The organism is Vibrio astriarenae, assembly GCF_010587385.1.
Lineage (GTDB): Bacteria > Pseudomonadota > Gammaproteobacteria > Enterobacterales > Vibrionaceae > Vibrio > Vibrio astriarenae.
In genome coordinates this window covers 439,899-462,907 of the sequence record NZ_CP047476.1, presented here as the reverse complement: position 1 = coordinate 462,907, position 23,009 = coordinate 439,899, and the positions used below count along the sequence as shown (strand labels likewise).

The following is a 23,009-nucleotide window of genomic DNA, read 5'->3' as shown; positions in this document are numbered from 1 at the left end:
CATAAAGGGAGAATATACGATGGAAACCAAACACTTTTCACAAAAAATCAGCTTGGCAGACAAGTTTTACCTAACAGCATCAACGATCTTAACGACTCTACTAGGGCTCGTCCTCCCCTTTTCGATACTTATCATCTTTGACCGCGTCTTACCAAACCAAGCAAAAGATACACTTTTTCTACTGTTTTTTATCATTCTGGCTGCGATATATCTCGACTACTTACTCAAAGGTCAAGAAGAGAAAATCTCTTCAGCAATCATGAAGACATTTGAAAGTAATCTAACGAATAAAGTATTCAGCTCTGTCTGCTTAGCCGAATTTTCAAAGTTTCGTAAACGTGAACCTGGCGAATATCTCGAACGTATCGCCACAATTCCTGAAATCAAGGCGTTCTTCGGAGGAGAGTCCGTTCGAGCATTGATCAACCTAGGTGTCAGTGTGCTGACTATTCTTTTGATCGGCATTATTAACCTTGGCGCTGGGCTAACCCTCATTGCGGCTTCTGTTGTCCTGGCAGTCGCTGCGATTCGGCTCTCAGATCAAAAAGTCGCTAACCTGCAAAGTAAATCTGATATTGAAGGTCTAACAACATCAAAGATCATCGAAATCGTGTCAGCTCCGTTGGATATTAAAGCCCGCAATATGGAGTACCGCATCGAAAGTCTCATGACGGAGATGATAAAAGAGCGAGAAAAGGAAGCCATCAACTATGAACAAATTGAGGCTCACTTTGGACTAATCCTATCTCTCATACAACAACTCTCCATCGCGTGCGTTGTCGTCTTGCTTGCCTCTGCTGTCATTAATCTCGAATCTAGCCAAGGTATTATGGCCGCTATTATTATGTTAACTAATCGCTACTTTGCGCCTTACCAGCAAGTTATGCGTACACTCAGCCGATGGAAACTGAACAAATTACATATCCAACGTATCGCGGAAGTTCTTGACCTTGTGAGTGTTCAACACCATGAGACAACGCAGCTTGACCCTCAGCAAATAGAGATTGAATTTCCCAATAAATCGCGCATCAGATTCGAGAAAGGCAACGCATACCTTATAACAGGCAAAAGTGGCTCAGGAAAAACGCATCTATGCTCTTGCCTAGCTCGTCAGCGTATCGACGATAACTTACAGATAAACATTGATAGCAGCCTAATTAATACTCTTAATTACACCGACTGGAAAAATAGCGTCATTCTCGTCAACAACCAAAGTACCTTCGTTGAGGGAACGATCATCGATAATTTGACCTGCTTTCAGCCAAAGTCTAATTCAGCAGCGTACTCACTCTGTGAGACCTTGGGGATTAAGGCTCAAATCGATAGTCTTCCAAACGGCTTTTACACCGAGTTAAGTGGCAACCAAAGAATGCCTTTTTCTCGTCAGGTCGTTTACTCCCTGTATATCGTCAGAGCTGTGCTTTCTGATAAGCCCTTGATCATACTCGATGACATTGATTGTGTTTACGAAGACATATTTATTAAGAAAGTGCTTGCTACACTGATCAGTCGAACACAAAACAAGATCACAATGATATCGAGTAATAAGATCGAGCCTACTGCAAAACTCAAAAAAATCAGCTTAAGTCGTCAATTTTCAAACGCTAATGAGAAAGCAAGAGATGCGCAAATAACACGGAGCAACGTCTTATGAGTATATTAGTCGATTTTAATAATGTCTCACAGCGTGTTTCAGACTTCGAGTCTCCCGCATACCAAGAGCGTTATTCTTCTTCCCCTCTTATTCGTGGAATTGCATATCTTTTGGTTTCTGTACAGTGGGAAGGTACCGCCAATATATTGAGCGACGCTTTTGTCCCTGATGTTGATGATGCAGTCAGCTTTCAAGCAACACTCGAACGAATTGGCTATCAATGTGAAACAATTAAATACGACTCCACCCATCATCTACTCAATCACTCAGAGATCTGTTTTGTACAAATAGAAAAGCTGTGTTCGTTATTTCTGGGCAGTAACAACGGTAAAATTGTACTATTTGACTACGTAAACAACACGACGTTTGAAATAGATGCCGATAAAACTCCTTGCACCGCGATATCGATTAGTGAGTACTCAAAGCTTTTTAGAGAGCCTCCACCTGAATCTCAAGACAAATCAAACTGGATAAAATATTCTTTCTATCGCTATAACAGTGAATTAAAAAGTCTCATTATATTAAGCTTTGTGATTAGTGTATTAGGCGCTTTACAACCCTTCTTTATAATGAGTGTCTATAACTTTGCACTCACATCAAGCTCAGAAGCGACGCTGTACTGGTTGACTTTATTTGCAATTATTGTTGCTTTTTCTGAATACACATTCAAAAAGCTAAGAGTCAAAATAATAAGTACCTCAGGTAAAGATCTAGCAATACACATATCTAAAAATGTAGTATCAAAACTACTTTGGTTACCCTACTCAATGACTTCAACTGCTGGAGTTTCGAGCCAGTTAGCACGACTTAAAGACATTGATAATTTTAGAAGACTTGTCACTGCTGAATCGACGTTGAGCTACTTTGATATGCCGTTTGTCATCGTATTTATTATTGCTATAGCCATTATGTCCGGCACCGCAGCTTTAGTTGTGTTTGCTGGCTTGCTGCTCATGCTCGTATTTTGCGTCTATTCGCGATATCAATACACTCAAGCAACTTCTAAGAGCTCTAGAGCAAACGCCATGGTCTCTTATCAATGGAATGAAATTCTTAGAGGTATCCGCACTATACAAGGGCTCCCACTACTTCGAGTCATTCAATCAAGATTTCGAGCCTGTCACTATCAAAGCTCTGAAGATGCAGAGCGTGTTGCGGTAACGAACAGCAAAGTACAAGCCGCCGGCGGTGGCTTGATCCAAGTAATAGGAACAGCAAGTATTGTCGTTGCGGTTATAGGTGTAATGGATGGTACGTCCGACGCGGGCGCAATGCTGGCTACAGTTATCTTAGTGTGGAAAGCACTAGGCCCGATTATGGGGATATACAATTCAATCTCGAAATTTCAATCGTTAAAAGCTTCTGCCGCGCAAATCAACAATCTAATGTCGCTCAGTGATGACAAACTCACATTACACAAAAGCCCACCAATCAGAGAGTTCGATGGGCTCATTACTGGCAGCGGGATATCTCATCGATATCAAGGAGCCACAATCGGTTTAACCAATCTGGGTTTTAAAATACAACCCGGTTCAAAAACTGTTTTATCTGGCGCTTCTGGTAGTGGCAAAACTACCCTTTTAAACATTCTATCTGGCATGGAGGAGCGCTACCAGGGTGCTGTCTACATCGATGGTTATAATATTAAACAGTTCAATAGTTTTAGATTCAGAAAATCCATTTGCCACATACCATTCGATTTGCATATTTTTGATGGCAGTATTGAGTCCAACTTTATATTCCACAATGGGCTTATGCCACAAAATATCATGCAAGAATGGCTAAGTTTTTTCGACTTAGATAGTTGGTTCCCTGAGGGATTAGCCACCACTATTTCTATAGACAGCGTTCAAAGTTTACCAAATAGTGTTCAGCAAAAACTACGACTAGCACTGGGGTTGGGGGCACTGGAACAGAAAGTATTTATCATTGATGAACCATTTTGTGGCTCAGAATCAGAAAACTCCCATTACTTCAAAAAACTATTTAGTGATAAGTTGATGACAAAGACAGTAGTATTTTCTTCAAATGACACTAGTTTAATATCAACAAGCAGTTTTAGTTTAGTTTTGGAGCCAGATGGAAATAGTAAGTACTTTGGCCTGACTGACAAATATCTTGCAAGTTTAGGTTAGTCATTAATTAAAGTATATCGCTCGCATAAATATGGCCATTTATTTGACGCTAATGGAAATAAACTATACATTGGGGGCTAGCATTAAGTCTGTGGAGGTATAATGCACAGCGATTACTATAATCAAGTAAGCAGCAGAAAATCTTGCTTGGATGACAGTTCTACTAGCAATGATGAAATTCGAGAGTTGACCAATATTTGGTTTCAGGAAGGGTTTCAGAGGCTAAAAAGACAGGAAAATAAAAATAGCATAGAGCAAAAAGTTCGCTATGAAAGCACAATACTATTTTTGTTGAAGTGCCCAGACTATCGCAAAGCCTTTTCTCAAGTAATCTCCATCTGGCCTCATTGTGATGTCAGCAAATCAGAGCTTAATCGCTTGCTGTTGCTGTCTGATCCTGAACTAGAGCGTAACTAACTCCAAATATTAAAAAGTACAGAGAAGCTAAGTTGCTTCTCTGTAACAAATATCAGTATTAACCCCAACCATTTTGAGCTAATCGATTTTGTACCTTATCAATCGCCTCTATCTGTAACTGCCTTACTCGTTCATTCGAAATACTCATCATCGAGCCGAGTTCAGCTAGAGTTTTGGACGGATGACCAAATAGACCATACCGATAAATCAAAATCATCTTTAGCTTCTCTGGTAGAGTGTCAATCACATGTTCCAATGACTGTGTAAACTCTTCATCCTGAAATGAGGCCTGTGGGTCAATACAACTCTCGCTTTCACACTCATCAAGACTGAGAGGGCGCGACAGCACATCTGCTGTTGTTGACGTTTCAATAAAGCCGCTAAGTTTTACTAAATTGCTTACTTTATCTATAGAAAGTTCAGACTGTTCGGCCAGCTCTGACATTGAGGAGGCGTGCGCGTTATCTTTAGTAATGTTGCTACTTTTAGAGGCCAAACGATTGATCTCTTTAACAACATGAACCGGAATACGTACCGTTCTGCTCGTATTCATCAATGCAGAATCTATGCTCTCTCTGATCCACCACACCGCATAAGTGGAAAAACGAAAACCCAAATCCGGGTCAAATTTGGTGATTGCTTTCATTAAACCGATGTTGCCTTCTTCAATCAAATCAAGAAGGTTCAAGTTTCCAAGATTTCTCTTGGTATAACTTTTTGCGATTTTCACAACTAAACGTAAGTTGCACTCAATTAGCTTGTTCCTAGCCTTCAGGTCACCTTCTTTATTGAGCTTGGCATAGTGAAACTCTTCTTCAGGCGACAAAAGTTCAATGCCTACAATGTCTGAAATGTAATGCGAATAAGGGTCGCTTGAGCGTGCTTCTGTTTTGCTTGATTGCCCTTCCACTGCTAATGCTCTCTCTGGTTCCGATGCTGTTTGGCATCTCAAACTTTTTTCCATGTATAACCCCCGAGCTGACGTTTCTTTTAGGTTTTAGTTTTGCTCCTGTCTCTCCATCCTATTGGAATTGACAAGGCACTGTTTTAGTACATCTAAAGGCAAAATGGGCTAGTTCATTAACTTAATAATAATTCGCATGTTTTGCATAGTCTGCCTCCCTCTAATCGGGGAATATCATCGAGTATAAACGTTGCATATGAACAAAACTTGAATCAACTTATCATTTATTTAACAATTGAATCACTAATGATTCACTGCATTGTCTCACTTTTACAACTATAGCAAACGATGACAGGATTTTAAGTTTTTTTCTAAACATTGAGATTTTCTATCCTAGACTCTCAAAGTAAGACCCCGAACAATGGACTGTAAATAGGTGTAATCTATGGCTTTTTGGCATAATTTATCAGTGCGCTACAAGCTGGTCGGACTAGTGCTTTTCCCGATCATTCTCTTAATAGGCCTAGCTTTCCAACAAGCTCTTTCACAAAATCAACGAGTATCAGACCTTAAAAGTATTGCTTCTGCCACCCACCTCATAGACCACCTATCGGCTTCTATTGTTACAAACAACGCGACTTCTTCTTTAGACGCGACCCTCTCCGCTCTTAGAGACCGCCACAAAATTAAGATCGAGTTAATGCGGCAACTTTTTGGAGACAACTCTGAATTGATGGAAAGACTACCTGAGATGGCGGAGGCGCAGTCTGCGTTATATGAATCAGAAGACCCGTTTGACAAATACGATGCTATCGAATCGCAACTCGATGTTATTAAAGAGATATTATTCTCGATTGAATCTTTGTCCTACGGCGCCGCTCCTCAAGACATCAAGGATGACTTGAATGCACTAATTAAGATTGAGTGGTTGATGTTGTGGGGAGTACAAGAGAATGCATTAAGTCATTTGATTTACGATAGCTTTCTATCCGAAGGAGAGTATGACCCTGATATCGCTGAAGAGATTCAGGCACTCGTACAAAATCAACAATTATCACTTGAGCGTTTCATCGCACTTAACGCAGATGAACAACAAATTGAAATAATGCTGGCAGTGTTTGGCAATGAAATATTTGAGAATAGCCGTAATTTTCAACAACAACTGCTCTCACTAGAGACAATAAGTGAACTTACTGAACAAGACACACAACAAGGATTTTCTGTGTTGGCGCAGCGCAGAGCATTACTCAATGCTGTAGCTGACAGTATAGAGACTCAAATTCGCGCTGAAGTAGATAGCAAAATCTCCGAAAATCTACAGCAGATCAGCGTGTTTATCTTGTTTATATCAGTGCTTGTTTTATCTGTTATTTTCATTACTATCCGTTTTTCTCGTCATATGACTAAGAACCTTCATCTAGTGTTGGATTTCCTCACTAATGAGCGAACACCTGACGGGCAAGCGCTGTCGTCTCATATCCAAGGAAAAGATGAGCTGAATACGTTTGCGACGGAAGTAGAGAGGCTGACCATAGAGCGAAAGTACGCTCAAGATAAGCTTGTTCATGCGATTGAAGAAGCTGAAACTGCAAAAGACCAAGCGATTATGGCTAGCAAGGCAAAAAGTAGTTTCTTAGCAAACATGTCGCATGAAATACGTACTCCATTAAATGGGGTCATCGGTATCTCTGAGGTGTTATCAGATACTGAGCTTACCGCAACTCAAAGAGAGTATGTCGACACGATCGAAACCTCTTCTCACCTACTCCTTACTCTAATAAATGACATTCTAGACTTTTCCAAGATTGAGTCTGGGATGTTAATCGTGAGTCCACATGCAAGTTGCGTTAGAGAGACGGTTTATGACCTCGCCTCTATCGTGATGCCAAAAGTCAAAGAGAAAGAAATCGGTCTTAACATCAATATCAGCCCTGACCTACCTTATAGTTTGATGGTTGATGATCATCGCCTAAGTCAAGTGATCATGAACTTTATGTCTAACGCCGTTAAGTTTACCTCCGATGGTGCTGTTGACCTGAATGTTATCTGTAAGCAGGTCGTTGACAACATAGTGACCGTTGAGTTTTCAGTCAAAGATTCTGGCATTGGCATTGAGCCTGAGCAACAACGCAAGATCTTCGAACCATTTTCGCAAGAAGATGATTCCACAACACGTCAGTTTGGCGGCACCGGTTTGGGCTTGACGATCAGTACACAACTCGTCGAGTTAATGGGCGGCAAGATACAGCTTGAGTCGGAAAAAGGTAAAGGCAGTCGTTTCTTCTTCACGCTCGATCTCCCTATCGAAAAACAAGATTACACTCCAAAGCGCACTATCACTGCACCAATATTACTTGTTACTCAATCTAAGCTAATACAAGAAGAGCTTATTGCTCAAGCCAACACATACAAGTTCAATATTGCGCAACATTTCCAAACCATTGGTAGCCTACCCGAAGACCTCAGTGGCCATATTGTTATGTTTGCTGAAACAGAAATGGGTGAGGCAAGCCAGTGTGTAGAACAATTCAACTCGATACAAAGGCGCCAAGGTAAAGTGTGTGTCATGCAACACTTCACGAGTGGCAACTTTGACTTCGGTAAAAGCATTTCTGCGCTGCTTACTGCACCGCTACTTGGTTTACGTCTAGTCAAAGCTCTAGACATCTGTGAAAAAGCTACTCTAGAGAGCGTTAATCAAAGCACTCCAGAACAACAAGAAGCAAGAAAAATACTCATCGTTGAAGACAATAAGGTTAACCAGAAAATTGCCACGCTTCATGTAGGCCGACTTGGTTTTGACTATGAGATAGCCAATAACGGTCAAGAAGCGGTCGATCTTGTCGTGTCTGGCAAGCAATATGACCTGCTTCTCATGGACTGTATGATGCCAGTTAAAGATGGTTTTGAAGCCGTAACTGAAATTCGACAATGGGAGCAAGCGACGAACACGCCACGCGTGCCGATCATCGCCCTGACTGCCAGTGTCGTTGATGATGATATCCAGCGTTGCTTTGACGTAGGTATGGACAGCTATGTCCAAAAACCATTCAAGGGCAACCAACTTAAAGAGAAGATCTTCGATGCTTTAGCAACACTCGTCCCACAAGCGTCGGATGTTATTCCCTCCCCTGCCATATCCGTCGATGCTGGTATAAACGGGGCTGAATTAAAACCAGATAACAATGACTCTAAGGCGGAGGAAAAATCACCTGAACCCGTCATCACTAAGAATGAACGTGTCATGCTGGTTGAGGACAATCGAGTTAACCAGATGGTAGCAAGCTTATTGCTGCAAAAAGCCGGATACCAATATCAAATAGCAAACAATGGCCAAGAAGCGATTAATACCTTCATGAATGAGGGCAACTTCGACATTATTCTCATGGATTGCATGATGCCGATTAAAGATGGTTTCGAAGCAACCAGAGAGATACGTGCTTATGAACAGGAGCAAGGCATGGACAGAACGCCAATTATCGCCCTCACTGCAAGTGTGGTCGATGATGATATACAAAAATGTTTCGACTCTGGTATGGATGCTTATGTTCCAAAGCCGATAAAGAAAGAAAACCTGCTACAGCAGATGCTCAGTGTTGTATAGGAAGGTGAAAACTAATGAAAAATAATACAGCCAAAAAACTATGTAAACAGGCCACCAGCTTTATCGCACTGTTAGTAGTGAGTTCAGTATCCTCGTCGTATGCACTATCGGCATCCGACCAGTATGCCATTATCTCTTTTAACCCAGACTTAGAGCCACTCTCTGTAAGCAAAGCAAAGAAACTCTATCGAGGGAAAACGAAAAAACTTCAAGGAAATAAAATCGAGTTATCCGATTGGCCCGAAGGTGCCGCCGTGAGGAAGGACTTTTATCAAGAGTTGCTCGGCAAAACTGTGGCGCAGATGAATGCCCACTGGGCAAGCTTATCTTTTTCTGGTAAAGCGCGTCCTCCTAAGGTGGTTGGAAACAATGCAATTAGCGTTATTGAGTGGCTAGACGATGACAAAAGTCGCATCGGCTATGTCCCGCTTGAAGAAGTGCCTTCTAATGCAAATGTAATCTACGTCGTTGGCTCGGAGAAATAATATGAATAAGAAAATCATCTCATTAGCTTTGTGCATTGCCCCATTGCAAACCTACGCCGCGATAGAAATTACAGATAATCTCTCTTTGAGTGGCTTCGGTAGCACATCATGGGCAACTTCAGACAATTCTGCACCACTGCTCGTTAATCGCTATATTGACGATAGTAATTGTTTCGACTGTGATACCACTTTTGGCGTCCAACTAGATTTTTACTATGACGCTTTTAAGGCCTCCGCACAGGTTGTTAAACGGCCTCAAGATGACTGGAGTAGTCCTGAGCTTGAGTGGGCATATTTAGGTTACGAATGGGATAATTTTGAGTTCAGAGCTGGGCGTCTCCGATTACCTTTGTTCTTAGCTTCAGAGTACTACTATGTCGGACATGCTTATACAACTGCACGTCCACCAACTGAAATATATAACAGCGTTCTCGGGATTACCGCATTCAACGGTCTCAGCTTTACGTGGAACACTGATGTTACAGACGAAACCAGTTTGTCACTGACGCCTTTCTACGGATTTAGTGACAAAAACGAAGTCGATTTTACACCTGACTTTACGTTGGAATTTGAAACGCAGAAAGTGTTCGGTTTGAACGCTGTGTTCAGCGGAGACAATTACAGAGTAAATCTAACCTATTTGGACTCTACATATGATGTGACCGCTGTCATCCGTAACTTGCCTCCTCAACCTCCATTTTTCCCAGGTGGCACTGTTAGAGACAAGCAAACAGACCAAAACGTTAAGTTATATAGTGCGGGATTTGAGTATGAATGGGAGCAAGCCACGTTTACCATGGAAGCTCAACAAAATGAAGAGAGGGCGTCTTGGTATACCGGCTTAGAGTACAACCTTAATAAATTCACACCCTACACCTTGTTTGGTCAACAGTATTACGAAGACGATAAAAAAGCGGGTAACAGCTTTACTTTAGGCGTTCGATATGACCTTCTCTACAACGTTTCGTTAAATGCAGAGTGGCAAAGTTTCAAAGCATACAATACCAGTACCGGTGCATTTTCCGGAACCGAGCAGCCGGAGGATAACTCGGCAAACATGTATACGATCATGGTTAACTTTGTATTCTAAATTGAACCAGGCTAAGGGGGACAAAGTTTCCCCCTCGGCTTTATACGTGAGGTAATACCAATGATCTGACATCAACTTTTGCATTTAACCGACTAGCAAGCAAGTAAAGCCCTCCAATTTTACGGTGTAAGAATAACGCATCCGCAGGTGGCGTATGCCAATAGTCCTCTTCCATACTCAAAACCGTTCCGGCCTCTCTCAACCTTTGAGCAAGGTTACTCTGCTCAAAATCGTAACACCCATCCTGCAGCATAGGCTCACATGCCATTGAAACGAGATTTAAGACCGATTGCCTCTGCTCAGGGTTTATCTCTTCACTGAAGAAGCCAATTTGCTCTAAAGCGTGATTTAAGCCGTCGTTGTCCTGGTTTACTACTGATGAGAAAGCGTTTCTATACCCATCGCTGATTACTGAGTTGTAGTCTCGGCAAGCACCAAAATCTAACAGACCGATCTGATTCGTTTCTGGTAAGAAGAGGTAATTTGCGAAATTGGGGTCAGTCTGCACCACACGAAACTCAAATATCTCACGAAACAAAAGGCCCAGTAACTTGGTCATCACAAAATCTCTGGTGTCTTGATCCACACTGGCTAACGTTTCAATTTCAACACCGTTTAAAAACTCCATCGTTAATACAGTGTCACAGGTCGCTTCAGTGATAATCTGAGGCACGACGAAGTCTCTATCATTCTCGAGGTAGTTTCGATATCGCACTGCATACTCAGCCTCACGCCCATAGTCCGCTTCGTCATGGAGTTGTTTCTTAGCCTCTTCTAACAGCCCGGATAAATCGATTCCTTTAGGAACCAACCCAACAACGCTGAGCAGAGTGCCTACATTGTCCACGTCACTGTCTATGCTCTTACGTATGCCAGGGTATTGAACTTTCACTGCAAGCTCATCCCCAGAATCCGAGTGCGCATGGTGTACTTGGCCAATAGATGCACTAGCAATAGGTTTGAAGTTAAAAGCGAGGTAGTGTTGCTTCCAGTTTTCCCCTAGCCCATCAACCATAGCTTTTGCTAGCTGCTTTGAGGGCATAGGATCGGCACTTGCTCTTAAACGCGCCAATATATCCGCCAGTTCAGGTTCTATAATGTCACCAGCATCCATCGATAGCATTTGACCAAGCTTCATGGCTGCACCTCTTAGGTGCGCTAACTGTTCCGTCAGTTGGCTGATATTTTTCGGTGTCAGCAACAAGTCTCTCGTTTGAGGACGTTCACCTTTGAACCACTGTTTGGACCCTTCTGCGATTACATTACCAGCAACTTTCGTTGCTAATGAAGCAAACTTGCCAAATCTCGCAGCTCGATGTGTGGGTAAGGCTCGCTCTCTCATAATAATCACCAGTATTAAACCAAAGGCCAAGATTAAATTTTAGATAAAGGTCAAAGTAAATCTGATGACCACCAGTCATTTTCAATTATTCATAGGTCAGACGAATCTCATCAGTTATCATCTACGTACTTTCCTGTTTGTAAAAAAGATCATGATTCATAAGTACAAAGGTGACCTAATCATCTTTTTCACCACAATCCTTGCGGCTGCGGGGTGGGTGTTCTCCAAAGAAGCAATACAAGGCTTGCCGCCGTTCCTATTTATCGGCTCGCGATTCATTATCGCTGCGCTGTTCCTATTGCCTTTTTGCTACAAAAACTTACGACAAACACCAAAGCAGAACATAAATTCCGCGTTAAAAGTAGGTGTGGTTCTTGCGAGTGCTATCTTCTGTTGGATCTATGCGATATCTATCAGTGATACACTAGGTGAAGGAGCCTTCATCATGAGCTTATCCATGCTTTTTGTACCAATCGTGTCATGGACAATGTTTGGAAGTCGCCCAAGCCGCTTGTTTTGGTTATCACTGCCGATTGCCGTACTTGGTCTGTTCTTAATGTCCTATGACGGCAGTTTTAACTTCGAGCCTAGCCAACTACTATTTTTGATGGCCGCGGTGTTTCTTGCAGTCCATTTCAATCTCAATAGTAAGTTTGCCTCGGCGATACCTCCACTCACTCTCACTACAATTCAGCTTTTTTCAGCTGGGGTAATTGGTGTGGTCCTATCTGCATTCGTCGAGACATGGCCAACCACTATGAGCGGTGAAACATTTAAGTGGTTTGGGTTAAGTGTTTTATTGGCAACCAGTATACGTTACGTCATGCAGACTACGGGGCAAAAGCACGCTCAGCCAACGTCTGCAGCCATTCTGATGCTTTTAGAGCCGGTGTTTACCGTTGTGTTGAGTGTCTGGCTTTATGCTGAAGAGATGCCACCGATGAAAGTCGCAGGGTGTAGCATTCTCATGTTTGCCCTGCTGCTTTATCGTCTCGGTGGTCACTGGAGAAAAGTGTTCAGAGCAAGGAGTTAATCTTTGTGAACATCGACTCTGAGTCTTGGTAATCTACCGGGATCTCAACTACCCCTTCACTCGTTTCAATAAACAGTGAAGGGAAACTGTTCCCGCCGATCCCTCGTGCGAATTTAAGCTCCTCAAGCAGCGCCTCATCAACAGTGGTAGACTCTAGATCCGATAGGAATAAATCAAAATCGAATCCGATCTCTTGTGCCAAAGTGGCTAGCACAATATGCTCACTTGGATTCTTGGCTTCTAGGTAATACGCCTCCTGAACCCTACTGAGCATCTGTTTTTCCAATCCCTTCTCTCTGGCCAGTAACATGGCACGACAAGACGGATATGTGGATCGCCTAGGTTCATTATTCTTCCAGAAATCGTGATTGAACTGAGTACCCAATAAACCTTCGATTTTATGCCAGTACGAAGCGATCTGTTCTCTCATCAGTACAGGCATTGGGTCTTGTGTGTCAGGTGCTAAACCACCTACAACATACTGTATCTCAACATGATTCTGCAGTTTTTGTTCTAGCTGTTTCCAAGTTGGTTTAAAGCCCCAACACCAAGAGCACATTGGGTCATAGACGTAATATAGTTTTCTCTTCTCACTCATCGAGACTTTACCTTTTATTGCTCTATCAGACGAATAACGCGACAAGGGTTACCGGCAGCCAGAACATTGGCAGGTACATCTTTTGTGACCACGCTACCTGCGCCAATGACCGCATTATCACCAATCGTGACACCCGGACATACAATAACGCCACCACCCAACCAAACGTTATCGCCTATGCGAATGGTGTGACCAAACTCGACACCCTCTTCGACTCTTCCCTTCACATCCAAAGGGTGACCTGCAGTATAAATTTGTACGTTCGGCGCAAACAGAACATTATCGCCAATATGCACCTCGCCCACATCTAATACAACACAGTTAAAATTGGCGTAGAAGTTTTTGCCTAGCTTAATGTTGTAGCCATAATCACATCTAAATGGGGGCTCTAGATAAGCGCCCTCTGAGCTTGGGATCAGAGTGTCTATTGCCTCTCGCCATTCTGGCGTGTCAGGAATAGAGTTGTTGAGTTTTTGAAGTATTTTACGACACGCGATTCGCTCTCCGTATAAGGTTTCATCCCACGCATCATAAGGCTCACCAGCCAGCATCTTTTGTTTTTCTGTCATCATTACAAGGTAACCATCTCTGACATTTTGATTGAGGTTGGCAGTTTGAAACGATCGCTCATACAGCACAATATGCTGAGACACTATTTTTCAGAAAATGAAAACCGATCACAATCTGAGTAAATGTTGTGAACCTTTCAAAAACTGATGTCAGCTAAACCATCCGAAAAAATTTTGACACTACTCTGTCAATTTATTGTTCTTGCTCAAACATTCACCACGTAATCTTTCTTTCAATTTTAAAGAAAAAGACGATTACGATGACTACACTATCCATTGAAGCAAACCTTGATCCTTTGACTCACCAGCAAGGGCTAAAAATGGACTCGGATAAATTTTCTCAACTGATTTCCCACATAAAGCGTCTTAGTTCCGACCAAATGTCGCAACTTAAGCGTGAAATAGCACGACACGAACAACAGAAAAAACCTCTGCTTTCAGAAGAGGAAAGAGAAGCGATTCAGTCGCTATTCTCCAACAAACATTAGATACTGAATACTTTTTTTGTGTGCCAATTTTTGACGAACTCAATGAAATGATTCAACAGTGGCGTACGATACTTCTGCTTGTGAAGGACAATAGAATACTGTCGGAGCAGCGGTTCTCTCAAATATACCTTCCCTATATTGTCCGTTACTCTGCTCGAATCAAGAGCATGATTAGACATACATGAATAGCCTAGGCCAGCACTCACCCCGTTGATAATGGCGGACGTTGAGCTAAATTGATACGCTTCCTGCCAATGGGTTAATGACGGTGCAAGATGGTTGAGGAAGTAGTCGCGACTTCCCGATCCAGTCTCTCTCAGTATCCAACGTTGACCTGACAGCTGTGCTAAGTCGATATTACGCTTCCCTGAATGCAATGATTGCTTTGGACAAATGACCAACATTTCATCTTGAGCAAATGGCAGCGTCACCAAGTCTGGATGCTTCACTTCCCCCTCAGTAAGACCTACGTCTACTTTGTACTCTAATACCTGACGACAAAGCGTCTCGTTGTTAGTGATCCGGATATCAGAATCCACAAATAACTGTGATTCCTCTTTCTGTGTACTGAAGTTTCCTGTCTGTTGTGAAAACGAAGCCAGCATATAGGGAAGTAGATGGTTACCAATCGTCTGACTGGCACCTAGCTTGATGGAGCCACTAAACGGATTACTTCTTTGCCCTAAGCTCTCTATCTCAGCGTGCCGTGCAATGATTTCATCAGCTAAGGGTAAGAGTTGGATACCTTGTTGATTGATGACTAGTCGATTATTAATTCTATCAAACACTGAATGACCCAGTTGTTTCTCCAAATCAGACAGGGCTATGCTCACTGCCGCCTTTGAAATAAAAAGACATTTTGCTGCTTCACTCAAAGTGCCGTGTTGTGAAACCTGGGTAAACACTCTCAACTGCTTAATCGTAATAGTAGAGGCCATCGTTTAAATTTCCTTAACCTTGATTCAATAAGTTTAAATATATTTAAACTTATTTTCCATGTAGTATTTATGCACATAGGCAGTCCCACACATTTTGGTGACTGTAAACGAAATGCATGACACGGAAAGGTTATTCAGAAGCAGGTTAGGACGCTTCAGTAAGTAGACACAATGAACAAGAAAATACTCTTTATTGCATCAACACTCATCTGCTTAACACCTTGGATAAGTTCGCCACTCGCTCTTATTTTGGGCTTCGCTCTTTCCTGCTTTGGGCTTGTTCCTGAAGAAATGAATCTTGGCAAGTGGACCAAAAAGCTCCTTGCCTACTCCATCGTTGGCTTAGGCTTTGGAATACACTTTCAAGAAGCGTTAACCGTGACCAGCAATGGTCTTGGACTGATCGTTACGAGCATTGTATGTACTTTCATTGTGGGCATGCTCATCGCCAAACTACTGAAACTCGACACGACACTCAGTTACCTTATCTCTGCAGGTACTGCGATCTGTGGCGGCAGCGCAATTGCTGCGGTCGCACCCGCGATTCGAGCAAAAGATGAACCTATCGGCTTGGCGTTGGCGACAATCTTTGTTCTCAACTCGGTTGCTCTCTTCGTTTTTCCAGTGATTGGGCATGCTCTCAACCTCGACCAAACGACCTTCGGTACGTGGGCCGCCATCGCTATTCATGATACATCATCGGTAGTAGGTGCTGCATCTGCTTATGGTGAAGAAGCACTCGTCACAGCGACGACTTTGAAACTCTCGCGTGCTTTGTGGATTGTGCCTGTCGCGTTTATCAGTGCACTTTTGTTTAAGAACGATAATGGAAAAATTACGATTCCTTACTTCATTCTCTTCTATTGTGCCGCAATATTGGTGAGTGATTGGTTGCCTCAGTTTGAGGTGGTGTACCAAGGGATTTTTGCTATTGCTAAGCAAACCCTAGTTGTGTGCTTATTCTTCATCGGTAGCGCTATTTCGATAGAAAAGCTTAAAGCAGCAGGCGCAAAACCTATGATCCTTGGTGTTTCACTTTGGGTATTTATTTCAACTGGCTCACTCCTTTGGTTACTCTCGTAGAGTTAAAACATAGCCTCGCATGTACAACAAATGAACAAAATCGTGCTTGAGATCATACATCTCGTGAAAGGCGGATTAATGCCCATATGCTGAAAAGCAATTTCGATTTTGTCATCTATACTCAGAGTATTAGCGCTTTTAAACCGCAGTTACCGAAAGGAGACACTATGCTAGGCGAAGTACATTCTCTTACCAACGATTTTCCAGAGCACGAAGCCGCAATCAACAAACTGAAAGAGACGGACTCAGCGTTCTTGGATAGCATGAAGGAATATGATGCCCTTGATAAAAAAATTCGTACTTTAGAACTCAATGGAGCTCCAATCGGTGATGATGAAATGCACCAATTAAAGCATGATCGTGCAGTAATGAAAGACGCGCTCTACAAACGTGTTGTCGCTGGGTAGAGCCAATTATTAACTGTGAATAGAGCCGAGCTATGTTGCTTGGCTCTATTTTTTATTGCAAGCTGATTGTGATGATTGAGAAGCCAAACACTCCAACCATTTCTGATGATAGCGTCGAATGTTTCTTGGGGTATATATCTGCGTAAACCAGGTCATGCCGCCACGCTGTGTGGCTTCCGTAATAACTTTACAGCCAGACTCAGTCTCCTTTATCAACCAAGCATGATACATCTCTGCTTCGCCTATCCTTCCTTTCCAGGCAATCCTACGATTGTGCTCATATTCGACCACTGTACACTTATAACGTAATAATCCCGCTTTCCACAAGAACACACTACCGCGTTCCAGATGCTCGGCATCTCCAGATATCATCTGAATAGACGTTCTGCTATGTCGCCAACTAGGCCAACACGCTGCGTTAACGATACTACGCCAGATTGTTTCAGGCGAGCTGTCGCTCATCATGTGGCTTTTCACATGGATTCTTGAATTCTTTGGGTGGTAGTAATCCGGCCATTGAATTTGAGTTTGCTGCACGATGCTAAAGCCTACTTAAATAACACTCTTAAAGCGTATGCCAAGAGTTATCGTTTTTCCAATTAATGAAAACGATGAACTTCTTTAGTCATTGATTAAAACAGTAAAATTTACTTTGGTTGCATGGAAGAGCACATTAGGTAGTCCTACACTGATCATTGTTCCCAACAAATAGGAGTACGCCATGCAAAAATTATTAACCCTGTGTTTAGCCCTACTCACATTCAACCTATATGCATTTGAATTGACACTGATTGACAAGGAAGGGAACAAACATTCGTTTACTCAAGAACAGCTGCTTTCAATCGAACAGCACACTTTTTCTACTGAGTTACCTTGGATAGAGGGCAGTTCTGAGTTTTCAGGAATTTATGTCACAGATTTACTTAATACCGCAAAACTGGACATGCCGGAGCAACTTACCTTTATCGCTCTCAATGACTATAAGGTCACAGTCCCTTCACAAGATTTTGTCGATTTCAAGCCCATCATCTCGATACATAAAGATGGTTCAACAATGTCAGTCCGAGATAAGGGCCCTTACTGGCTTGTCTACCCTCTTTCGGATATGCCGGAGCTCAATGAACCCGATACTCATTCAAAAATGATATGGCAAATTAAAGAAATTCATTTTTAGGCAAACTCTATGATTCAAGGTTCAACGCTCAATATAACCAAGATCGTGCTTTCCGTTTTGATTACGGCTGTGCTCGTTGTCAATTTGAAAACAGTTGACCGTATTGATCGTGTTAATACCGCTTTCACCAGCCGTCACAACGAAGCGACCTGGTTCGTTTTTCAGTTGGTGAAAGAATATTCAAACTTTTTAATGTTGGCTCGAACTGAACCGATCGACTTCCAACCACTATGGCTCTCTTATGACATTACTTGGAGTCGTTTTGACATTCTTCTAAACAGTCAAGAGTCTGCAAACTTTATCAAAGCTGCAAACTTTCAAGCCTATTTCGACCAAGAATTTTCCAACTTAAAGGCATTAGAGTCATCAATTAAGCTCGTCGAAAGTGGTCAGATTTCATCCGACCTACTTGCTAGAAAGATCCAGCTCACCTATCAAGGCCTTATTAGCTTTATTAATGAAAACTTCCGGCTCCAAAGCCCTATTATTGAACGTAAGACAAAAGAGATGGATAGACTGTTGTTGATACACCGGCTTTCATTGGTGGCTCTTTCAGTGCTGTTTATCTTTGTCATCGTTGTATTCATTTTAGAGTCTCGATTTAGACGTCAAGTTCAGGTCAGTGACACACTGACTAAACTGCTTGACCGCTCTGCTTTGATGCGATTCGCAAAGAACACAAATCATGAGGACGAAAGCTACAATCTCATGTCTCTGCAAGTTCGTAACCTAGATGAAATCAATCAGAAATATGGATTGGATTATGGGGATATTGTACTAGTGAACCTGGCTAAAAAACTCATCAAGCTTGTCCCCAAAGGTTGCCAAAGCTATAGATTCAGCGGTAGACAGTTTATTATCGTTGGGCACTGCACGGACCCAGCTCAAGAGAAACAGATAGTGCATAAAATTAGAAAGGAGATGGAGAAACCCATCGAAGTAGGCAGCTTAACCTTTATTTCAGATATAGCAATTAAAGTAGAACAAGTACCTAAACGTCTGATTCTCGACCATTTAACTTCTCTGTCTCGCGAAAGCGCCACCTCTTAGCCTATCTCGCTCACTAATTTCAGCTCAAGCAATCATACTAACCAGTTACCCCCTGAGTACTTGAGTTATTTATCCTGCCTCAGGCTGTATACCGTGGCATGGCTTGGGAGTTTGTCTAGTGTTGAACTCGGTGAATACGTTTTTACAAATTCGATGAAATCATCGGCTTCAAGTGGCATGCACAAAAAGTAGCCCTGAAGCAAATCACAGTTGTGATTAATAAGGTATTCACACTGCTCTGCCGTTTCAATGCCTTCACCAACCACCAGAGACCCGCATGAGTGCCCAAGCGCTATCATTGAATTGACCATCTCCTTGTCATTGCCTGGTTCAATGATTTTATCGACAAAGCTCTTATCTATCTTCAACTCATCAACGGGGTAATGTAATAGCTGATTAAACGCGGTATATCCTGTACCAAAGTCATCAAGAGAGACTTTAAAACCCAATTCACGCAGTTGTCCAAGTACCTCAATCGTCAATTTAGAACTCTTCACATAGCTTGTTTCCGTTATCTCAATAACGATGTTTTCTGGTGCAATTTCCAGTCGCTCAATCACACTCTTCACACTCCAAACAAACTTCCGGTTGTACAGCTCAAGTGCTGAAACGTTGATGGAGATGGATCCACGATAACTCGTTTGCTCCAGTAAGTTCTTATAGTAATTGAGTGCTTGATCAATCACCCAATAGTCTATTTGAGTTATTAGATTATTTTGCTCTGCAATCGGAATGAACTCATCCGGGCCTACTCCGAGGTCTCTGAGGGTTGGACAAAATATGAGGGTTTCAAACCCATCAATATTTAAGTGAGTACCACAAAAGATCGGCATATACCTCAATTTGAAGTCACCCTTGTCACAACAATCCACCAGTACTTTTGTTATCATGTCGCGACGCTCAAGCTTATTGACGAGATCCTGATCATAGATACATAAGCTAACATCACTGGTATCCGCTTTGGCTTCACGCATCGCCTCACTGATACCTTTGTGCCACAAGTCGTCATTCCCTACTGTTTCCAAAGGAAAGACGGCGGTTGCCATTCGCGCCCGAAAGTTAAAATAGTCAACAGAGAGATTATTGGAAAGTGACTTATTGAACTCTTTTATCTGTGCAACAAGCTGGTTGGGCTTATCGATCTCAACAATCGCTATGAACTGATTACCCCCAAAACGGGCAATCGAGTAGTCGTTACAGCCAAAACCAGACGCCATCTGGTGATCACTGATCATAGATCTAAGGTGGGAGGCAAACTTCACCAATACTCTATCGCCAACATCCGTACCATAGAGGTCATTGATTTTTCGGAATTCCTTGATATCCCAACAAACAATAAAACAGTTTTTATTGGAATAGCTGTCTAGCCTCAGGTCAAGGTAGTTAAAGAAGGATCTTCTGTTAGCCAATTTCGTAACCTGATCGAATTCCGCCTCAAACTTGAGCTCAGTGAGTGAATCAATATAAGCATTTTTCAGTTTATCAACTTCGGTTCGTCCGTTTGAGCGCTTGAAGTAACGGAGCTGCATCCCCCCCTTTGATACATCGTCAACTAACGACTTTAAGGGAGATATCAGCTGGGTTCTCACCACGACATACACGACGAGAATAATCGCACAGAATATAGTGCCAAAATATAGCGCTGTTTGGGCTGCAACGTGTGCTTCTATTTCAGTGAATTCTTGGTCCTGGATCTCCATTTCAGCATGAAAGTGGCTGCTGGTCATTGTGAGTAACATCCGCGACTCCACCTCAGTCATGCTCTTAACGACCATCTGCTGTGAAGACCCATTTTGAACATCTGAAAGAGGCTCAATCTTTAGTGAAATGGAGTCACTGTCTCTGAAGTCGCCAATGAGAGAGGATAACTGGTCCAAGGGACCATCAATGAGGAGTAAAAATCGAGCACTATTTTGTCTAGCCCTTGTGTCCCTTAACACAAGGGAAGGATCGACAGCGACAGTATACAAATAACGCAACTCACCCGTTAGTGATACATATACCTGTCCATTATCAATAAAGTCACCGTTATTGAGTAGGTTGGTATAGGTGTCAAAAGCCATGTTGTAAATCTTGTCTGGGATAATTAAGTCTTCAAAAGGGTTGGTTCGATAAGTAGACAACATGAGCCCAAAAGACGGGTCAATAATAAAGACATGTCTCACGCCAAAGCGCTCACTTTTACTTTTTGTCAAAGACTTAATGACGGAATGCTCTAGTGTAGAAAGAAGGCTTGCGCCACCAGGGTTTTGTATATAACGCAAAAACTGAGGCGAAGTAGCGATATCGTTCGCATGTGTCACTAGACTCAACTGCTCGTATTCAGAAGCCCCGAGAGCACTATTCACGCGTCCAATGAGGCCTTCTATCTTAGCTTCTTTCAGGTGGAGTACTTGATGATCGTATACCGCGACTCCTACACCTGAAAAAACCACGATTAAGGCAGGAATGAGAAATATATATAGCTTTTTGTATAAAGACATCTATTTCCTCAAGCTTTCAGTCATTCGATTTCTTATTCTTAGTGCGTCTTCTGTCATTCGTTTATAGATAAAACTACGCTCCATCACAGATTGAGGCGGAAATAACTCTCGATCTTGAGAATATTCCTCAGAAGCAAGCTCTCGAGCTTTGGTTACCGGTGTTGAGAACCAAGAGTCTTCCGCATTGACTGCAGCGTTTTCGGGCTGTGATAGAAACTCTACGAACTCGATTGCTCCTGGGTTAATCTCTTTCTTTTGTATAATCGCAAGACACTCAAGCCAAAGCGTCGTGCCTTCTTTTGGCACAGCATAGCTCCATGGTGCACCTTCTGTTACATCATTAAGAGCATAGCTATCTCCTCCATAACCAAACGCGACATCAATTTCTTCGAGCTGATTTGGTTTAGAGATGTATTCAACAACATATCTATTCGAGTAAAGGTGTTTTGCTTGGTGCTCTAGTATCGGGTACACCGACTTCAACGCTTCGATGTCATCAGTAAAGGGATCGTGCTGCGAGTATAGTAAAGCGCTTCCCACTAGGTCCGTTGGTTCATAATACATAGATACGCGACCTGATAAACTCTCCTTAGGTTCGTAGAGCGTGGCCCACGATGTTGGCTTTTCAAGTCGATCAGTTCGATACAAAATTCCTGTCGTGCCCCAAGCATAAGGAATACCGTAGTCCCCACATGCATTAAGCCAGCGTTTGTCAAAGTTGCCTTTTAGCTTGTCTCGTAAATCGCTAATATTATGAAACAGCCCTTGCTCGGCCAAAATAGATAAGCGCACACTCTCAATCACCACGATGTCGAATGCCGAACCACGCTCACTTAATATCACTTCGTCACGAATGGACTCATCTGAGAAAAACTGCTGAAAGATAACAACGTCATTCGCTGCCTGAAAACGTTCAATCACACCTTGTGACATGAACTCCTCCCAGTTGTAGAGATGTATACCCTCTGCAGAGGCACTAACTTGTACACTAGACAACCATACTCCGCCAATCAATAAACTCATCGTCCTAGTCATCCATCTGCCTCTTGAGCAAAATCATACTTTTAGCCTAGTTAAAGAACTTACCATTGTGCAACTAAATGAGCAGATCCAACAGGATATCTCTGCGTACTATATTCGTGAAGCCGATGCTATTAAGAAGATAAAGATGAAAGAGCTCACGTTATACTTTGACGGTCTGTGCCCACTTTGTAGCAAAGAAATGGCGCACCTAGCTAAACACGACGTTAATTCTCTTCTAGAGCTAGTAGATGTGCATACAGAACGATTTAGTGAACAAACTTTAGTGACTAAAGACAAAGCGATGGATTTGCTCCACGCCGTAGATGCAGAGGGAAATATGTACGTTGGCCTCGATGCCGCGTATCAAGCTTGGAGATTGGTAGGAAAAGGTTGGTTATACCGCCCACTGCGCTCGCCGCTTATCAAGCCTATCGCTGACAGGGCCTACTATTGGTTTGTCCGAAACCGCTACAGTATCTCCGCCAAATTGCTTGGCACTTCGGCTTGCAAAGATGGGCAATGTAAACGTTAA

21 protein-coding genes are annotated in these 23,009 nt (G+C 42.5%); 13 read left to right on the top strand and 8 right to left on the bottom strand.

The window, feature by feature from the left end:
* Positions 1-19 precede the first annotated feature (19 nt).
* The 3 genes from GT360_RS16565 to GT360_RS16555 all read left to right on the top strand — a co-directional run bounded on the left by GT360_RS16565 (position 20) and on the right by GT360_RS16555 (position 4,206).
* A complete protein-coding gene (locus GT360_RS16565) occupies positions 20-1,654 on the top strand; it encodes an ATP-binding cassette domain-containing protein (RefSeq protein WP_164650072.1) in 1,635 nt (544 codons plus the stop codon).
* A complete protein-coding gene (locus tag GT360_RS16560) occupies positions 1,651-3,789 on the top strand; it encodes an ATP-binding cassette domain-containing protein (protein WP_164650071.1) in 2,139 nt (712 codons plus the stop codon). The genes GT360_RS16565 and GT360_RS16560 overlap by 4 nt, the downstream gene beginning before the upstream one ends.
* Before the next feature lie 102 nt (positions 3,790-3,891).
* A complete protein-coding gene (locus tag GT360_RS16555) occupies positions 3,892-4,206 on the top strand; it encodes a hypothetical protein (protein WP_164650070.1) in 315 nt (104 codons plus the stop codon).
* A gap of 58 nt (positions 4,207-4,264) precedes the next feature.
* Here the strand turns inward: GT360_RS16555 and GT360_RS16550 are convergent, their stop codons facing one another.
* The gene (locus GT360_RS16550) at positions 4,265-5,170 is read right to left on the bottom strand and encodes a sigma-70 family RNA polymerase sigma factor (protein WP_164650069.1); all 906 of its coding nucleotides are present in this window, start codon (positions 5,168-5,170) and stop codon (positions 4,265-4,267) included.
* 385 nt (positions 5,171-5,555) lie between these two features.
* Here GT360_RS16550 and GT360_RS16545 point away from each other — a divergent pair, with 385 nt between their 5' ends.
* Genes GT360_RS16545 through GT360_RS16535 form a run of 3 tightly spaced genes read left to right on the top strand, consistent with a single transcriptional unit; the run spans position 5,556 to position 10,289 of the window.
* On the top strand, positions 5,556-8,714 hold the full coding sequence (locus tag GT360_RS16545) for a response regulator (protein ID WP_164650068.1): 3,159 nt from the start codon (positions 5,556-5,558) through the stop codon (positions 8,712-8,714).
* Positions 8,715-8,728: 14 nt separating this feature from the next.
* On the top strand, positions 8,729-9,199 hold the full coding sequence (locus tag GT360_RS16540; RefSeq protein WP_164650067.1) for a hypothetical protein: 471 nt from the start codon (positions 8,729-8,731) through the stop codon (positions 9,197-9,199).
* 1 nt (position 9,200) lies between these two features.
* The gene (locus GT360_RS16535) at positions 9,201-10,289 is read left to right on the top strand and encodes a porin (RefSeq protein WP_164650066.1); all 1,089 of its coding nucleotides are present in this window, start codon (positions 9,201-9,203) and stop codon (positions 10,287-10,289) included.
* Positions 10,290-10,329: 40 nt separating this feature from the next.
* Here GT360_RS16535 and GT360_RS16530 read toward each other — a convergent pair whose 3' ends face one another.
* Positions 10,330-11,631: an ABC1 kinase family protein gene (locus tag GT360_RS16530; protein WP_420825460.1), complete on the bottom strand. Its 1,302-nt coding sequence runs from the start codon at positions 11,629-11,631 to the stop codon at positions 10,330-10,332.
* Between the two features lie 151 nt (positions 11,632-11,782).
* Here GT360_RS16530 and GT360_RS16525 point away from each other — a divergent pair, with 151 nt between their 5' ends.
* Positions 11,783-12,664 (top strand): DMT family transporter, encoded by an 882-nt coding sequence (locus GT360_RS16525; RefSeq protein WP_164650065.1) that lies wholly within the window; start codon positions 11,783-11,785, stop codon positions 12,662-12,664.
* Here GT360_RS16525 and GT360_RS16520 read toward each other — a convergent pair.
* A complete protein-coding gene (locus GT360_RS16520) occupies positions 12,648-13,262 on the bottom strand; it encodes a DsbA family protein (protein WP_164650064.1) in 615 nt (204 codons plus the stop codon). The two genes, GT360_RS16525 and GT360_RS16520, sit on opposite strands and share 17 nt — an antisense overlap.
* 14 nt (positions 13,263-13,276) lie before the next feature.
* The gene (locus GT360_RS16515; protein WP_164650063.1) at positions 13,277-13,834 is read right to left on the bottom strand and encodes a sugar O-acetyltransferase; all 558 of its coding nucleotides are present in this window, start codon (positions 13,832-13,834) and stop codon (positions 13,277-13,279) included.
* 257 nt (positions 13,835-14,091) lie between these two features.
* Between GT360_RS16515 and GT360_RS16510 the strand changes: the two genes are divergently transcribed.
* Positions 14,092-14,319 (top strand): hypothetical protein, encoded by a 228-nt coding sequence (locus GT360_RS16510; protein WP_164650062.1) that lies wholly within the window; start codon positions 14,092-14,094, stop codon positions 14,317-14,319.
* On the opposite strand, the gene GT360_RS16505 is transcribed toward GT360_RS16510, so the two are convergent.
* Positions 14,316-15,257 carry a LysR substrate-binding domain-containing protein gene (locus GT360_RS16505; protein WP_164650061.1) on the bottom strand — a complete coding sequence of 314 codons (942 nt, stop codon included), beginning with the start codon at positions 15,255-15,257 and terminating at the stop codon, positions 14,316-14,318. The two genes, GT360_RS16510 and GT360_RS16505, sit on opposite strands and share 4 nt — an antisense overlap.
* A 171-nt stretch (positions 15,258-15,428) precedes the next feature.
* Here GT360_RS16505 and GT360_RS16500 point away from each other — a divergent pair, with 171 nt between their 5' ends.
* Entirely contained in the window at positions 15,429-16,340 is a 912-nt protein-coding gene (locus GT360_RS16500; protein WP_164650060.1) for a YeiH family protein, read from the top strand.
* 167 nt (positions 16,341-16,507) lie between these two features.
* Complete coding sequence (locus tag GT360_RS16495) at positions 16,508-16,747, top strand: HP1242/YdcH family protein (RefSeq protein WP_164650059.1); 240 nt, start codon at positions 16,508-16,510, stop codon at positions 16,745-16,747.
* Positions 16,748-16,792: 45 nt separating this feature from the next.
* Here the strand turns inward: GT360_RS16495 and GT360_RS22080 are convergent, their stop codons facing one another.
* On the bottom strand, positions 16,793-17,224 hold the full coding sequence (locus GT360_RS22080; RefSeq protein ID WP_420825466.1) for an SRPBCC family protein: 432 nt from the start codon (positions 17,222-17,224) through the stop codon (positions 16,793-16,795).
* 244 nt (positions 17,225-17,468) lie between these two features.
* Here GT360_RS22080 and GT360_RS16485 point away from each other — a divergent pair, with 244 nt between their 5' ends.
* Complete coding sequence (locus GT360_RS16485) at positions 17,469-17,921, top strand: putative pterin-binding protein (RefSeq protein WP_164650057.1); 453 nt, start codon at positions 17,469-17,471, stop codon at positions 17,919-17,921.
* A gap of 9 nt (positions 17,922-17,930) precedes the next feature.
* On the top strand, positions 17,931-18,971 hold the full coding sequence (locus GT360_RS16480) for a GGDEF domain-containing protein (protein WP_164650056.1): 1,041 nt from the start codon (positions 17,931-17,933) through the stop codon (positions 18,969-18,971).
* Positions 18,972-19,036: 65 nt separating this feature from the next.
* On the opposite strand, the gene GT360_RS16475 is transcribed toward GT360_RS16480, so the two are convergent.
* Positions 19,037-21,454: a putative bifunctional diguanylate cyclase/phosphodiesterase gene (locus GT360_RS16475; protein WP_164650055.1), complete on the bottom strand. Its 2,418-nt coding sequence runs from the start codon at positions 21,452-21,454 to the stop codon at positions 19,037-19,039.
* Complete coding sequence (locus tag GT360_RS16470) at positions 21,455-22,477, bottom strand: ABC transporter substrate-binding protein (RefSeq protein ID WP_164650054.1); 1,023 nt, start codon at positions 22,475-22,477, stop codon at positions 21,455-21,457.
* A gap of 67 nt (positions 22,478-22,544) precedes the next feature.
* Between GT360_RS16470 and GT360_RS16465 the strand changes: the two genes are divergently transcribed.
* Entirely contained in the window at positions 22,545-23,009 is a 465-nt protein-coding gene (locus tag GT360_RS16465; RefSeq protein ID WP_420825459.1) for a thiol-disulfide oxidoreductase DCC family protein, read from the top strand.